The sequence below is a fragment of the Rhodococcus sp. P4_B6 genome, from assembly GCF_056402215.1.
Genome location: NZ_JBFUHV010000042.1, coordinates 21317 through 36551, shown reverse-complemented (window position 1 = coordinate 36551; position 15235 = coordinate 21317). Strand labels below are relative to the sequence as shown.

At 69.8% G+C, this 15235-nt stretch carries 12 protein-coding genes and 1 riboswitch; of the genes, 4 read left to right on the top strand and 8 right to left on the bottom strand.

Translation table 11 applies throughout. The annotated features are described in order from the left end of the window. Positions 1-3: 3 nt before the first annotated feature. The gene (locus tag AC1DWT_RS21050; protein ID WP_095861070.1) at positions 4-471 is read left to right on the top strand and encodes a tRNA (cytidine(34)-2'-O)-methyltransferase; all 468 of its coding nucleotides are present in this window, start codon (positions 4-6) and stop codon (positions 469-471) included. On the opposite strand, the gene AC1DWT_RS21045 is transcribed toward AC1DWT_RS21050, so the two are convergent. Further along, a complete protein-coding gene (locus AC1DWT_RS21045; RefSeq protein WP_072948974.1) occupies positions 452-1396 on the bottom strand; it encodes a LysR family transcriptional regulator in 945 nt (314 codons plus the stop codon). The two genes, AC1DWT_RS21050 and AC1DWT_RS21045, sit on opposite strands and share 20 nt — an antisense overlap. A gap of 89 nt (positions 1397-1485) precedes the next feature. Between AC1DWT_RS21045 and AC1DWT_RS21040 the strand changes: the two genes are divergently transcribed. Beyond that, the gene (locus AC1DWT_RS21040) at positions 1486-2535 is read left to right on the top strand and encodes a TDT family transporter (protein WP_095860884.1); all 1050 of its coding nucleotides are present in this window, start codon (positions 1486-1488) and stop codon (positions 2533-2535) included. A 21-nt stretch (positions 2536-2556) separates the two neighbouring features. On the opposite strand, the gene AC1DWT_RS21035 is transcribed toward AC1DWT_RS21040, so the two are convergent. From AC1DWT_RS21035 to AC1DWT_RS21005, 7 genes are all read right to left on the bottom strand, one after another. Beyond that, the gene (locus AC1DWT_RS21035) at positions 2557-2865 is read right to left on the bottom strand and encodes a rhodanese-like domain-containing protein (RefSeq protein ID WP_072948971.1); all 309 of its coding nucleotides are present in this window, start codon (positions 2863-2865) and stop codon (positions 2557-2559) included. After that, positions 2862-3755, bottom strand: a complete 894-nt coding sequence (locus tag AC1DWT_RS21030) for a DUF4349 domain-containing protein (RefSeq protein ID WP_206015214.1) — start codon at positions 3753-3755, stop codon at positions 2862-2864. The genes AC1DWT_RS21035 and AC1DWT_RS21030 overlap by 4 nt, the downstream gene beginning before the upstream one ends. A 24-nt stretch (positions 3756-3779) precedes the next feature. Beyond that, positions 3780-7034 carry an error-prone DNA polymerase gene (locus AC1DWT_RS21025; RefSeq protein ID WP_206015213.1) on the bottom strand — a complete coding sequence of 1085 codons (3255 nt, stop codon included), beginning with the start codon at positions 7032-7034 and terminating at the stop codon, positions 3780-3782. Between the two features lie 133 nt (positions 7035-7167). Then, positions 7168-7911, bottom strand: a complete 744-nt coding sequence (locus tag AC1DWT_RS21020; RefSeq protein WP_206015212.1) for a (2Fe-2S)-binding protein — start codon at positions 7909-7911, stop codon at positions 7168-7170. Continuing rightward, a complete protein-coding gene (locus AC1DWT_RS21015; protein ID WP_206015211.1) occupies positions 7904-8680 on the bottom strand; it encodes an ABC transporter ATP-binding protein in 777 nt (258 codons plus the stop codon). Before AC1DWT_RS21015 ends, AC1DWT_RS21020 begins: the two co-directional genes overlap by 8 nt. After that, positions 8677-9762 (bottom strand): FecCD family ABC transporter permease, encoded by a 1086-nt coding sequence (locus tag AC1DWT_RS21010; protein ID WP_206015210.1) that lies wholly within the window; start codon positions 9760-9762, stop codon positions 8677-8679. The genes AC1DWT_RS21015 and AC1DWT_RS21010 overlap by 4 nt, the downstream gene beginning before the upstream one ends. Continuing rightward, positions 9759-10754: an ABC transporter substrate-binding protein gene (locus AC1DWT_RS21005; protein ID WP_206015209.1), complete on the bottom strand. Its 996-nt coding sequence runs from the start codon at positions 10752-10754 to the stop codon at positions 9759-9761. The genes AC1DWT_RS21010 and AC1DWT_RS21005 overlap by 4 nt, the downstream gene beginning before the upstream one ends. A gap of 99 nt (positions 10755-10853) precedes the next feature. Then, positions 10854-10994: riboswitch (cobalamin riboswitch) on the bottom strand. Between the two features lie 93 nt (positions 10995-11087). Between AC1DWT_RS21005 and AC1DWT_RS21000 the strand changes: the two genes are divergently transcribed. Together AC1DWT_RS21000 and AC1DWT_RS20995 are read left to right on the top strand one after the other, a co-directional pair. Continuing rightward, on the top strand, positions 11088-13208 hold the full coding sequence (locus AC1DWT_RS21000; RefSeq protein WP_095860890.1) for an MMPL family transporter: 2121 nt from the start codon (positions 11088-11090) through the stop codon (positions 13206-13208). A 32-nt stretch (positions 13209-13240) separates the two neighbouring features. Then, positions 13241-15235, top strand: a complete 1995-nt coding sequence (locus tag AC1DWT_RS20995) for an SDR family oxidoreductase (protein ID WP_206015208.1) — start codon at positions 13241-13243, stop codon at positions 15233-15235.

Here is a 15235-nt window from a genome sequence, read left to right as displayed (position 1 = left end):
CGGGTGTTCCGAGTGATGTTCCACGAACCCCGAATCCCACCCAACACCGGCAACGCCATCCGCATGGTGGCGGGCACCGGTTGCGAACTGCACCTCGTGGGACCACTCGGGTTCGACCTGTCCGAGCCGAAACTCAAACGGGCCGGGCTCGACTACCACGACCTGGCGTCGGTGACCGTGCACGAGAACCTGGAGGCGGCCTGGGCCGCGGTGGAACCGGCGCGGGTGTTCGCGTTCACCGCGCACGCCACCGTGTCGTACGCCGACATCGCCTACCGGCCAGGCGACGTCCTACTGTTCGGTCCGGAGCCCACCGGACTGTCGGCGGAGGTGCTGGCCGATCCGCATGTGACGGAGCGGCTCCGCATCCCGATGCTGCCCGGCCGTCGGTCGCTGAACCTGTCCAACGCCGCGGCCCTCGTGACGTACGAGGCGTGGCGCCAGCACGGATTCAGCGGGGCTGCGCTGTAGCTCCGGCAGCCATGGCCCCGACGCCCGCGGCGGCGCCCGCACCGAGGGCGATGTCGAGGAAGTCGCGGGCCGCACCCTGCACCCCGCGCACCGGGTCCCAGACGGCCGACAACCGCCGCGGCAGCGTCAGCCCCTCCACCTGAACGGAGGCGAGCCGGCCGTCCGTCAGGTCGGCGGCGACCGCCAGCGAGGACAGCACCGCCGGAGCGTTGCCCGCCACGACGGCCGCCTTCACCGCCGTGCACGACGTCAGCTCCAGCAGCGGCGGGACGCACTGCGGGACCGCATTCTCGAGGGTGGTGCGTGTTCCGGACCCGGATTCCCGCTGGATCATCGGCGTCGCCGCGAGTTCGGACACCGGAATCGGCGACCGGCGCACCCATTCGTGCCCCGGCGGCACCACGACCACCAGGTGGTCGCGGCCGATCTCCCGCACCTGCAGTCCCGCCGGAATGTCCGGGCCCTCGACGAACCCGAGATCGGCCTCGCCCGACAGCACCCGGGCGGTCACCTCCGACGAGTTCAGCAGCCGGACGTTCGTGACCACATTCGGGTACTTGCGCCGCATCGCGACGGTCCACCCGGGAACCAGATACTCGGCGATCGTCATGCTGGCCGCGACCGTCAGGCCGGCCTGCCGTTCCCCTCGCAGCGCCGCGACTCCCGACGCCAGCTCCTCCGCCGTGGCGAGGATGTGACTCGCCCATTCGAGGATGAGCGCACCCTCCGACGTGGGCCGCACCCCGCTGGCGCCGCGGCTGAACACCTTGATGCCGAACTGGCGCTCGGCCGACCGCACCCGGGCGCTGACGGCCTGCTGGCTGAGCCCGTGCTCGCGCCCCGCCGCACCCATGCTTCCGAGCCGCTCGACGGACAACAGGACGTCGAGGGCACTGAGTTCGGGTACTCGGGGAGACAGCGGCACAACCCAAGGCTAGTCCCACAAACGTGATTTGTGGGCATTCAACGACAAGCCTTCTACCGGCCACGACGATGCGACGGCAAGCTCTGGGTATGACCCCGAATTGGTTCGCAGCAGTGATGGGCACCGGCATCCTCGCAGTYGTCGCCGCCGCATTTCCGGCCGGCGTTCCGGTGGTCCGGACGGCCTCCGAGGTCTTCTGGCTGATCGCCGTGACGCTGCTCGTGCTGCTGACGACCGCACTGGTTCGGCACTGGATCCGCCGCCGCGACGACGCACTCGCCGACGCGCGCAGCCACACGATGTTCCCGTTCTACGGCGCCGTGTCGATGGCAGTGCTGACCGTCGGCGCCGGCACCGGATCCGCGGGTCACGCACTTCTCGGCGACGTCGCCGTCCCCGCCTCGGCCACACTCTGGGCGATCGGGACCGGCATCGGGCTCGTCACCTACGCCGTCATGGCCCGCAGGCTGACCCGGCCCCACCAGGTGACACCGGTGCCGTCCTGGCTCATGCCCGTAGTACCGCCCATGGTGTCGGCCGCCTCCGGATCCGCACTGGTCAAACACCTTCCCGAGGGCGCACCTCAGATCGCGATGCTGGTGGTCTGCTACTCGCTGTTCGCGCTGGCGCTGAGCGCCGCAGTGACCGTCGCCGTCGTCGTCGGCCGCCATCTGCTGAGCAACGGGCTCCCCGCCAACCCGCTCGTGCCGACGCTCTGGATTCCGCTCGGCGTGATCGGGCAGTCGGTGGCGGCGATCAATCTGCTCGGCGCGGCGTCCGGCCACGCCTGGCTCCACGCGGTGGGCGTCGTCTACGGGACCACCGTCGGCGCGCTCGGCGTCCTCGCCCTCGCGGCCGTGGTCACCGTGACCGCCAGGGCCTTTCGCCGCGGGTTGACGTTCACCCCCAGCTGGTGGAGTTTCACGTTCCCCGTCGGAACCTGCGCGCTGGGAGCGAACTCCCTCGGCCTGGCGACGGACTCCGTCGTGATCGTCGGCGCAGGCGTGACCCTGTGGTGCGCGCTGGTCGTCATCTGGGGCACCGTCGCGGTCCACACACTGCGGCACGCCGCCGGGCGACTGGGTGAGCGCGGCGCCCGGGACGATTCCGCAGCCCACGCCTTCAGCTCGGCGCGCTGACCACGAACCGTGACTCGGGAGTCAGGCGCCCGACTCGACGGGGCGTCCGGACTGCATCCACGCGGACGTCCCGCCCGCCACCGACACGGCGTTGATCCCCCGCGCATTCAGGTACTCCGCCGCCTGCAGGCTCCGGCCGCCGACCGCGCAGATCACGTAGACGACGTCGGCCTCCGGGATCTCGTCCACGCGCGCGACGAACTCGCTGAGCGGAATCAGTGTCACTCCCGGAACCCGGGCCTGGGCGTATTCGTCGGCCTCGCGCACGTCGATGACGGGGGCACCCGACGCCAACGCGCCGTCCAGGGCATTCAGGTCGACTTCGATCATTGCGTCTTCGCCTCTTCTCGTTCCGGCGCCGGTCCCGACGGGGGTCCGGGCGGCCTGTTGTACATCCGGCGCAGACGGTACGCGCCGTACACGACCAGTGCGATGACGGCCACGAAACCGAACCAGGGAATCAGCGCCCCGACGACCACGGCGCCGGCCGCGATCGCCGACAGCAGGGCGTTCCAGCCCGCGACGACGCCTTCCCAGAAGTTGTCCGGACCGGGACTGGGCGGCTCGACATCGGTGGAGGTGACGTCGACCATGAGTGTGGCCAGTGCCACCTGGTCGCTCAGCGTCCGCTTCTGGGCGGTGAGGCTGTCCAGTTCGCCCTGCCGCTCCGACAACGCTTTCTCGGCCTCGATCAGATCCGCGGTGTTCGCGGCCGACGTGATGAGCCCCTGCAGACGGGTGACGGACGCCGTCAATGCGTTGATCCGGGCGTCGAGATCCTGCGACTGCATCGTCACGTCGCTCTTCGTGACGCTGACGCTGGTGACCTTGCCCAGTTCCCGCAGATCGTCCAACGTCCGGGTGAGCGAGTCGGCGGGCACCCGGATGGTCAGGGAACTGCTGGCGTCCTGGTCGTCGGAGCCCGGCTGTTCGGTGAGCTGGTCGACGCGCCCGCCCAGATCGTCGACCTTGTCCACGATCTGCCTGCCGACGGCCACCGGGTCGTCCGCGGTGAGCGCGACCTGACCGGTGATGATCTCCTGGCGGTCGGTGGGGGCCTGGTCTTTCGCGGGCGCCTGCACTGCCCCGCCGATTTCCATCTGACTCGAGTCCCCGGGCGACGGGGCGGGTGTCTGCTGGGAGGAGTCGCTGTCGGTCTCACCACACCCCGCGAGCGTCAGCGTAGCCACGACGATCGCCGACAACACGTATCTCCTCATGACCAGATGCTAGCGGTGCGGGGCTCATCGGAAGTCCCTGGATTTGGCGGACACCCGCAAATCCATCAGCTGCAACCGATCCGCCACCACCGTCACCGCGCCTTCGGCGTTCTGCACCTTGCCGCGGACCAGCAGTGCGGGTGCCGTGTTGGCGAGTTTGCGGTACTTCGCCCACAACCCCACCGAACAGACGACATTGACCATGCCGGTCTCGTCCTCGAGGTTGATGAACGTGACCCCCGCCGCCGTCGCCGGGCGCTGCCGGTGCGTCACCGCCCCACCCACCAGAACCCGGTCGCCGTCGGGAACGTCGAGCAGGTGCGCCGCCGGGATCACCCCGAGCGCATCGAGTTGCGGGCGCAGGAACTCGGTGGGATACGTGTCCGGTGACACCCCGGTGGCCCACACGTCCGCCGCGGCCAGTTCGAGATCGCTCATCCCCGGCAGGGTCGGCGCGCGGGTGGACGCCCCGATCCCCGGCAGCCGGTCGCGACGCTCTCCCGCCGCGGCGCCCGCCGCCCACAGCGCCTCCCGCCGGGACAACCCGAAACTGTCGAGAGCACCTGCGGTGGCCAGCGATTCGGCCTGTGCCGTGCTCAGTTCCACCCGGCCGGTGAGGTCGAGGAAGGACGTGTACGGCCCGCCGTCGCCGCGGGACTCGACGATCCGCTCGGCCAGCGCGGTCCCGATGTGCCGCACCTCCCCGAGCCCGAGCCGCACCTCCGTCCCGCCCGCCTCGACGGTGGCGTGCGCGAGGCTCGCATTGACGTCCGCGCCGTGCACCCGCACCCCGTGCCTGCGGGCGTCGGCCACCAGCGACTGCGGCGAGTAGAACCCCATCGGCTGCGCCCGCAGCAGACCGGCGCAGAACGCCGCCGGGTGATGCAGCTTGAACCACGACGAATAGAACACCAGGGCCGCGAAACTCTGCGAATGACTTTCGGGGAAACCGAAATTCGCGAAAGCGTACAGCTTCTCGTAGATCCGGTCGGCGACGTCCTCGCCGATTCCGTGCAGGTCCCGCATGCCCTGGTAGAGCCGCCCCCTCAGCCGTTCCATCTTCTCGGGCGACCGCTTGGACCCCATGGCCCGGCGGAGCTGGTCGGCCTCGGCCGGGCTGAAACCCGCCACGTCGACCGCCATCTGCATCAGCTGTTCCTGGAACAGCGGCACACCCAGCGTCCGCTTCAGCGCCTTCTCCAGAGACGGGTGGTCGTAGGTCACCGGTTCGAGCTTGTTGCGGCGGCGGATGTACGGGTGCACCGATCCGCCCTGGATCGGGCCGGGGCGGATGAGCGCCACCTCCACCACCAGGTCGTAGAAGTTCCGCGGTTTCAGCCTCGGCAGGGTGGCCATCTGGGCCCGCGACTCCACCTGGAACACCCCCACCGAGTCTGCCCGCTGCAGCATCTCGTAGACGGCCTCCTCGGAGAGGTCCAGCTGCGCCAGATCGACCTCGATCCCCTTGTGCTCGGCCACGAGGTCGATCATGTAGTGCAGCGCGGAGAGCATGCCGAGGCCCAGCATGTCGAATTTCACCAGACCCACCGCAGCGCAATCGTCCTTGTCCCACTGCAGAACACTGCGGTTCGCCATGCGCGCCCACTCCACCGGGCACACGTCGGCGATCGGCCGGTCGCAGATCACCATGCCACCCGAGTGGATGCCGAGGTGCCGCGGAAACCCCTCGATCTGAGCGGCCAGTTCGAGGACGGCGGGCGGGATGTCGGTGCCGGCCTCCTTCCCGATCCCACCCCAGCGGCTGACCTGCTTGCTCCACGCGTCCTGCTGCCCCTGCGAGAAACCCAGCGCCCGGGCCATGTCCCGGACCGAGGACTTTCCGCGGTATGTGATGACGTTCGCCACCTGCGCCGCGTACTGGCGTCCGTACTTGGTGTAGACGTGCTGGATGGCCTCCTCGCGGCGGTCGGATTCGATGTCGACGTCGATGTCCGGGGGGCCGTCGCGTTCGGGTGAGAGGAAACGTTCGAACAGCAATTTGTTGCGGACGGGATCCACGTTGGTGATGCCGATGGCGTAGCAGACGGCGGAGTTGGCCGCCGAACCCCTTCCCTGGCAGAGGATATCGTTGTTCTTGCAGAACGACACGATGTCGTGGACCACCAGGAAGTAACCCGGGAAGTTCAGCCCGGTGATGATGTCCAGTTCGTGCTCGATCTGCCGGTAGGCCTCCGGCCGGTCCGCAGGCGCGCCGTAGCGGCGACGGGCCCCGTCCATCGTGAGCCTGCGCAGCCAGCCGGCCTCGGTGTGTCCGTCGGGAACGTCGAACGGGGGCAGTTGCGGCGCGATGAGCCGCAGGTCGAACGCACACTCCAGGCCGAGCTCCGCCGCACCGCGGACGGCGTCCGGGTACGCGGCGAAGAGGTGCGCCATCTCCTCACCGGACCGCAGGTGCGCTCCCCCGGCGGGCGCCAGGTGCCCGGCCGCGTCGTCGAGACTCTGCCGGGCCCGGACGGCGGCCATCGCCATGGCCAGTCTCCTTCGCGGCGGTCCCGCGAAGTGTGCCGCCGTGGACGCGATCACCCGAAGTCCGTACTGCTGTGCGAGTTCGGCGAGGCAGGCGTTGCGCTCAGCGTCCTCCGCGACGCCGTGATGGGTGAGCTCCACCGTGACCCGGTCGGCCCCGAATCGGTCGATCAGGTCCCGGAGCCGGACGGCCGCGGCGTCCGGGCCGCCACCGGCCAGCGCCTGACGCACATGCCCCTTCCGGCAGCCGGTCAGGATCTGCCAGTGCCCGCCGGCGGCATCGGCGAGGCCGTCGAGGTCGTAGCGCAGCCTGCCCTTCTCCCCTCCCGCGAGATGCGCCGCCGCGATCTCCCGGGAGAGTCGCCGGTACCCCTCCTGGCCTCGCGCCAGCACCAGCAGGTGCGCGTCGTCCAACGTCAGTTCGGACCCGAACACGGTGCGCATGTTCAGTTCCTTCGCCGCCTCGGCGAACCGGACCACACCGTAGAACCCGTCGTGGTCGGTGAGCGCGATGGCCTCGAGACCGAGCCGGACGGCCTCCTCCACCAGCTCTTCCGGCGGGGAGGCGCCGTCGAGGAAGCTGAACGCCGAGTGCGCGTGCAGTTCGGCGTACGGCACGGTGGAACCGGGACGCTCCTGACGGCCCGCCCGGTACTCCCCCCGTTTACGCGACCATGCGGGACTGTCGCCGCCGTCGCCCGGATACATCGACTCCGGGTCGACCCGCCCCGGCCTGCCCGACAGGACGCGTTCCATCTCGGACCACGTCGGCGGACCGTTTCCCCAACCCATCTGATTACACCTCTTCTACCCGCGCACGTGCGTGCCGAGATCACAGAAGATGCCGCTGGGGAAGGCGCATCATTCGAACGGGAGTTCGAATGCTGTCAGTGTGCCATCACCCTCGCGGACCGGTCAATGCGGGTCACCTCACCAGCGCGGCCAGACCTCTCAGACGGTCCTCGGCAGGCCTTCGCGGGCAGCTCACGCACTTGCCCGAGCCGGGGGTCTCGTAGATCAGGCAGCACGACGCCCGTTGCGTGAACCGGCGCGACAGCGCCCCGGCCCGGACGTCGACGAACCGCGGGTCCGGCAGCACGACACCGGCGCGGCGAAGTGCGTCCACCAGACCCCGGGCGAAGATGCTGCCGCGGGCGCGGTCGCCGCACGCCGTTCCCGCGTCGAGGGCCCGGTTGGCGATCGAATCCGTGGTGATCGCCCACATCGCGGCGTGCCGCACCCCGGACACCGCGGCGAGCGCATCGACGATCGGCGTCAGTGCCGCGGCCATCTCGGCCGCGAGTTCGGACAGCCCCTCGGTGACCGGCAGCCCCGACGACGCGGTGATGCCCCCGAGGTACCCGTCGTCGCGGAGGAATGCCACGGCGTCGCCGAGCCCCGGGTGGGCGGCGACACCCGTGACGAGCGCGGTCGCGATCGGGATCCCGGTCAGCGTCGAACTGGCCGAGTACCACCACAGCGTCCCGTTGACCCGGGGATCGTCGCTGCCCCACCGCCTCGCCGTGTCCGCGACCCGGTCCGCGAGCCAGCCGGGATCGGTCAGGCGCACGGCCGGGAACGAGGCTGCGCCGGGGTGTGCGATCTGGTCGGCGATCATCGGGACGCGGCGTGCGGTCAGCTCGTACGCGCGCCGCAGTTGCTCATCCATCGGCCAGCCCCAGGATCTCCATCGTCAGCCGCGGACTCGACCGCACGACGGCGCGGATGCCGAACACCCCGCCGAGCACGGTGTCGTCCAGGACGTCGGCGGGCGGACCGGTGCTGATCACCCGTCCATCGTGCAGCACGGCAAGGGTGTCGCAGTACTCCACGGCAAGCCGGAGGTCGTGCATGGTCACGACGATCGCGAGACCGTCGCGCGCGAGGTCGCGCAGCAGGTTCATCACCGTCAGCTGATGCCGCAGGTCGAGGTGGTTGGTGGGTTCGTCGAGCAGCAGGACCCGCGGCTGCTGCGCGAGAGCCCGGGCGATCGACACCCGCTGGCGTTCCCCACCGGACAGCGCCTGCACGTCGCGGCCGGCGAGTTCGGCCAGCCCCACCTGCCGTATACACGTCTCCACGATTTCGCCGTCGACCCCGTTCGCCCGTTCGAACCAGCCCCGGTGCGGGACGCGTCCGAGCGACACGGATTCGCGCACGGTCAGTCCCGCGGACACCCGCGGTTCCTGGGTGCTCGCGCCGATCGTGCGGGCGAGTTCTCGTCTGCCCAGATCGGCGCTGTCCGTTCCGTCGACGACGACGGCGCCCGCGGTCGGGGTGAGCGCGCGGTAGCAGCAGCGCAGCGCCGTGGTCTTCCCGGAACCGTTGGGCCCGACCAGCGCCAGCACCTCACCGGGACGGACGGCGAGGTCGACGCCGTGCAGCACTTCCCGCGATCCGAGTTCGGCGCGGACCCGGTGCAGGCTCAGCGCGGTCACTCGGCCCTCCCGTACTGCCGGTACAGCATCCACACGAAGATCGGTGCTCCCACCAGGGCGGTGACGACGCCCACCGGGACCTCGATGCTCCGCGCGACCGACCGCGCGGCCGTGTCCGCCGCGACCATCGCGATCGCGCCGAGGAACGCGGCGACGGGCAGCAGCCTGACCGCGCGGGCACCCACGACGTACCCGGCCAGGTGCGGCACGAGCAGGCCGATGAAGCCGATGCCGCCGGCGACGGACACGGCCGCCCCTGCCAGCATCGACACCCCGAGCAACTGCACGACGCGGAAGCGCCGCACGTTCATCCCCAGGGCGGCGGCGCCTTCGTCTCCCGCCTGCAGCAGGTCGACACGGCTCGCGCTCAGCATCATCGCCGCCCCCACCGTCGCGAGTGCGAGAGCCGGGAAAATCACCGTCGACCAGCGTGAGTCGCCGAAACCGCCCGCCAGCCAGTGCATCACCGAACTCAGTTGGTGCTCGTCGGCGACGACCAGGATCGAGAAGGTGATGAGGGCGGAGAACACCTGCGCCGACGCGACACCGACGAGAATGACCGCGGTCGGCTGCGGATACCGGCCGCCGATCGCCAGTGACAGGAACAGCGGCACCATGGCGCCCAGGAACGCCGCGGCGGGAATCGTGAACACGCCGCGCGCTCCCACTCCGAGCCCGAGCACCGTCACCACCACCACGCCGAAACCCGCACCCGAGGACACGCCGAGCAGATACGGATCGGCCAGCGGATTACGTGTCACCGCCTGCGCCACGGCTCCTGCCAGGGCGAGCGCCGCCCCGACGACCGCGGCGGTCAGCGCCCGCGGCAACCGGGAGTCCAGCACGATCGATTCCCGGGCCTGCGACCACCAGGGCTCGAACGCACCCGGGGCCACCCGGTGCGCGACGATCGCCCAGACGTCGCCGACCGGGATGCGCACCGAACCGAACGACACGGCGAGGCCAAGGACGAACAGGGTCGTCAGGGCGAGCAGCATCACCAGGCCCGCGAACCCGACGCGCGCCCGGGAGGGGTGCGTGGGCGACGCGTGTGGCGCCGCACGTTCGGCGGTCGTGGTCATCGCGCGCCGACGGCGTCCGGATGCAGCGCCCGCGCGATCGTCTCCACCGACCGCACCAGGCGCGGGCTCTCGAAGAAGTCGTCGAGCGGCACCACCACGAAACGGCCGGCTTTCACTGCGGGCGTCGTCGACATGATCGGGTGCGACTTCAGGAAGTCGATCTTCGCCTGCGCGCTCGTCGTGCCGTAGTCGAGGACGACGATCGCCTCCGGGGCGCGTTCACCGATGATCTCCCACGTGGACTTCGAATACGGCTTCTCCCCCTCCGCGAAGAGGTTGGCCGCACCCGCGTGGTCCGCGATGAGCTGGCCGACACCCACACCGCCGATCGTCAGCGGAACGTCCTCGCCGGAATCGTAGAAGAACGTCGGAACCGGGGCGGTGCCTGCGATCTCGTCCCGCACGGCCTGCAACCCGGACGTCACCCGTTCGCTGACGGCGACTGCCTCGTCCGGGACGCCGAGGATCTCACCGAGCTGCGTGTAATCGCTGCGCAGCAGTCCGATGTCGGGGAAACCCTGCCCGCAGTACTCGGAGAACAGGAAGGTGGGGATGCCCTGTTCGCCGAGGGATTCGCGCGAGCGTCCCTCCTTCTCGTCGAACGCGCTGCGCATGCCGCCGACCACCAGGTCGGGGTCGAGGTCGAGGATCTGTTCCCGGGTCGGGTATTCCTTCGCGAGTTTCGGGATCTTCGCGAAGGCATCCGCGAACTCCGGCAGCGGGGTCGCGTCGCCGTACCCCGTGCCGACGATGCGATCACCGGCCCCCATCTCGATCAGCACCTCGGTGACGTGATCGTTCATGCTGACGATGCGCTGCGGCGGCGCGTCGAACGTCTCCGTTCGCGCGCAGTTGGTGACGGACACCGGCTCGGCGAAGGATTCGGCGGAAGCGGTCTGCCCCACGGACTCCCCGCGCGAACATCCGGCGACCACCAGCGCGGCCACGGCGAGCGTGACCAGAGCGGAACTTCGGAACAACTGACAGTGCATGTAAACCTCATTGCGGCTCAGAGCCACGAATGAGAAGCCGGCAGACGCCCACGTGCAGGCGCGCCTGCGGGACTCCGCTTCGTAGACCACGACGAAAAGGATGTCGCACACCACACGCCGGGTAATCGGGCTCGCCACCGAAATGCTCTGGTGGCCTACCGTTGCGGGTCAGCGCCGGATTCGGACCGGCTTCCCCCGTGCGTGTGACTGCAAGTGCACTGCCGAGTATGCACGATTTGCCGGGACCAGCGTCACACCCCCACCGGCAATCCCTCGATCCGCACTACAGTCGGCAGTCGCAGCCGACCGCCCCCGATCACCCGGAGTTGACGCATGACACGTTGGGCCTCGACCGTTGTTTCACGCAAATGGTGGGTCCTGACCCTCGCCGTGTTCGCCGTTGTGGTGAGCGGCGTGTGGGGCACCGGTGTGTTCGCAAAGCTCAGCTCCGGCGGATTCATCGACCCCGGTAGCGAATCCGCCGAGGTGGCGCGAATCGTCGAGGACAATCTGGGTCCGCAAACGCCGGACATCATCGCCATCTACACCGCACCCGACGGGAAGACCCTCGACGACATCGGCCCCCAGGTCACCGCGAGTCTCGACCGGTTCGCCGCCGAGGTGCCGACGTATTCGGTGACGTCGTACTGGACGGCGGACGCGACGAGGAAGCACCTGATGGTGTCGGAGGACGGCACCAAGGCGTCGGCCGCGATCACCGTCGACCCGGATGCCGGGATCACCGCCGCCACGTTCAACGATCTGCTGCCGAAGCTCGAGGTGGAGGGCGTCGACACCGAGTTCGCGGGCAACTCGGTGGTGGGTGTGGCGTTCAACAACCGGCTGCAGCAGGACCTGGTGCTGGCCGAGGCGATCGCGCTGCCGATCACTCTCGTGTTGCTGGTCTTCATCTTCGGCGGACTGGTCGCCGCCGCCGTTCCGGTGTTCGTCGGGCTGCTCTCGATCTTCAGCGCCCTCGCGACGCTGCGCCTGCTGACCCTGTTCACCGACGTCAGTTCGTTCGCGATCAATGTGGCGTCCCTGCTCGGCCTGGGGCTCGCGATCGACTACGGCCTGTTCATCGTCGGCCGTTTCCGCGAGGAACTGGAGTCCGGCGCCGACGTGGCCGAGGCGACCCGGCGCACCGTCCTGACCGCGGGTCGCACCGTGTTGTTCTCCGGTCTGCTTCTGGTGTGCGCGTTCTCGGGGATGCTGGTGTTTCCGCAGGACGTGATCAAGTCGCTCGGGTTCGGTGCGATGGCCGCGGTCGCGAGTGCGGCGCTGCTGTCCCTCACCGCGGTGCCCGCGCTGCTCGCGATCCTCGGTCACCGCATCAACGCGCTGAGCTGGCGCAAGGACGCGGCGCAGCGCGGTGAGGTGCGCGCCCGCAAGTTCTGGGGCTCCGTCGTCACCTGGGTGATGCGTCGGCCGGTCGCCATCGCGGTCGGAATCGTCGCGGGTCTGATGGTCCTGGCCGCGCCGCTGCTCAGCGCGTCACTCGGCGAGGTCACGTACACGGCGCTGCCCGAGAACGATCCCGCCCGTATCGCCACCGACACCCTCACCACCGAATTTCCCACCACCGGGAACGGCGCCACCCTGATCCTCCGCGGCACCGACGGCACCGCGCCGACCGCCGCCGACGGAGCCGCGGTGGCACAGGCCGCCGGCCAGGTGCCGGGCATCGGCGCCGCCACCGTCGTCGCGTCCAACGGCGAACTGGTGGCGGTGCAGGCCGTCTACTCCGAGGGAGTGACCACCGACGACCAGAGCGCGGCGGTGGACGGTCTCCGCGCCATCTCCGTCCCCGAGGGAACCGAACTGCTCGTCGGCGGCGGCCAGGCGACCGTCGACGACGGCAACGCGGCGATCGTGCACTGGATGCCGGTCATGATCGCGATCATGGTGGGTTCGACGCTGGTCCTGCTGTTCCTGGCGTTCGGCTCGGTGGTGCTGCCGATCAAAGCGGTCGCGATGGCGGGGCTGAGTCTCGCCGCCACGTTCGGGGTGCTCACCTGGATCTTCGAGCTGGGACACGGCGCGGGCCTGCTCGGGGTCAGTCCGGCACCGCTCGAGGCGACGTTCGTGGTCCTCATTCTCGCCGTCGTCTTCGGCCTGTCCACCGACTACGAGGTGTTCCTGATGTCGCGCATGGTCGAGGCGCACGAGGCGGGCGCGACGACGGAGGAAGCGGTGCGTTTCGGCACCGAGCGCACCGGCCGGATCGTGACGGCCGCCGCGCTGCTGCTCGTGGTGGTGACCGGGGCGTTCACGATCTCCGGTCTGTCGATCATGCGGTTCCTCGGCGTGGGCATGATCGTCGCGCTGCTCGTCGACGCGACGGTGGTCCGGATGCTCCTCGTTCCGTCCCTGGTGAAGCTGATGGGCGAGGCCAACTGGTGGGCTCCGGCCTGGATGAAAAAGGTGCACGCCAAGGTGGGTCTCGGCCACTAGTACATCATCTTACTTTGGAGTAAGTTCGGGGCATGGCCACCTACCTCGTCACCGGCGGTACCGGATTCCTGGGTCGGCACGTGCTGCCCCTGATCCTCGACCGCGATGCATCAGCCGAGATCCACGTCCTCGTCCGGCGCGCGTCCGTCGCGCGGCTGGAGGCACTCGTCGACAGCATGCCCGGCGGCGAACGCGTGCATCCCCTGATCGGTGACCTGACCGAGCCCGGCCTCGGACTCGGGTCCGTGCCCACGGCCGACCACGTCCTGCACCTCGGCGCGATCTACGACCTCACGGCCGGCGACGAGCAGGCCGCCACGAACGTCGACGGCACCCGTTCTGTCATCGCGCTGGCCCGGGAACTGGATGCGACTCTCCACCACGTCTCCTCCATCGCCGTCGCGGGAGATCACGAGGGGCCGTTCAGGGAAACCGATTTCGATCTCGGCCAGAGCTTCCCCACCCCGTATCACCGCACCAAGTTCGAGGCCGAGAAACTGGTCCGCAACGCCGAGGGCCTGCGCACACGCATCTACCGCCCCGCCGCGGTGGTCGGCAGTTCGGTCACCGGCGAGATGGACAAGATCGACGGCCCGTACTACCTCTTCCCCGCCATCGCGGCGCTCGCGAAACTCCCCGCCGCGCTGCCCGTGGCCGTCCCGCGGATCGGCGCGACCAACGTCGTGCCCGTCGACTACGTCGCCGCGGCCGTCGTGGAACTGATGACGGCGCCGGGACGGGACGGCCAGACGTTCCACCTCGTCAATCCGCGCCCCCAGCCGGTCCGGGAGATCTACGCCGCGCTCGCCGAGGCGGCAGGCGCACCGCACCCCGCGATCGGACTGCCCGGCGAACTCGTCCGCCCGTTCCTCACCCCCACCCCCGACTCCGCCCTCGACGCGGGCCGCAAGGCCGTGCTCGGCGCACTCGGCATCCCGCCGGCGCTCGTCGAGAACCTGACCCTGCCCACGGTGTTCGACGACCGCGACACCCGGGAGGCGCTGCGCGGCACCGGCATCGAGGTGCCGCCTTTCGCCTCGTACGCCGGCACGCTGTGGTCGTACTGGCGCGAGAACCTCGACCCCGACCGGGCGCGCAGGCCCCACCCCGCCGGACCGCTCGTGGGCAGGCATGTCGTGATCACCGGGGCGTCGTCCGGGATCGGCCGGAGTTCCGCGATCGCGACGGCCCGTAAGGGCGCGAAGGTCATCCTGCTCGCCCGACGCACCGCGGAACTCGACGCCGTCGTCGCGGAGATCCGCGCGGCGGGCGGCGAGGCCTACGGCTACCCCTGCGACATCACCGACGACGAGTCGGTCGAACACACCGTCAAAGCCGTTCTCGCCGAACATGATCACGTCGACATGCTCGTCAACAACGCGGGTCGTTCGATTCGCCGGGGGCTGTACCACTCGACGGACCGGTTCCACGATTTCGAACGGACCATGGCCGTCAACTACTTCGGCGCGGTCCGACTCGTTCTCGCCTTCCTCCCGCAGATGCGCGAGCGGCGGTTCGGCCACATCGTCAACATCAGCAGCGCCGGGGTCCAGGGCGCGACCCCGCGGTTCGCCGCCTACGTCGCCAGCAAATCGGCCCTCGACGGATTCACCGACGTCGCGGCATCCGAAACCCTCTCGGACGGAATCACGTTCACCACCATCCACATGCCGCTGGTCGAGACGCCGATGATCGCGCCCACCGGCCGGTACAACATCGGGCCGATCACGTCCCCGGAGAAGGCGGCCGCCATGGTCGTTCGTGCGCTGATCGAACGCCCCAAACGCATCGACGTCCCGACCGGCACGCTCGGTGAACTCGGCCACGTCTTCGCACCGGCGGTCAAGGACCGCGTGATGCACCAGATGTATCGCATGTTCCCCGATTCACCGGCCGCGAAGGGAACGAGCACGGACGACGCGACGCCGGCCCCTCGGCGCACGCCGGAACCCCGGCACCACACGTCGTCGGTGCTCGGCCGCGCCGCCCGGAAGGTCGGAAGGCTGGTGCCCGGCACCCACTGGTGA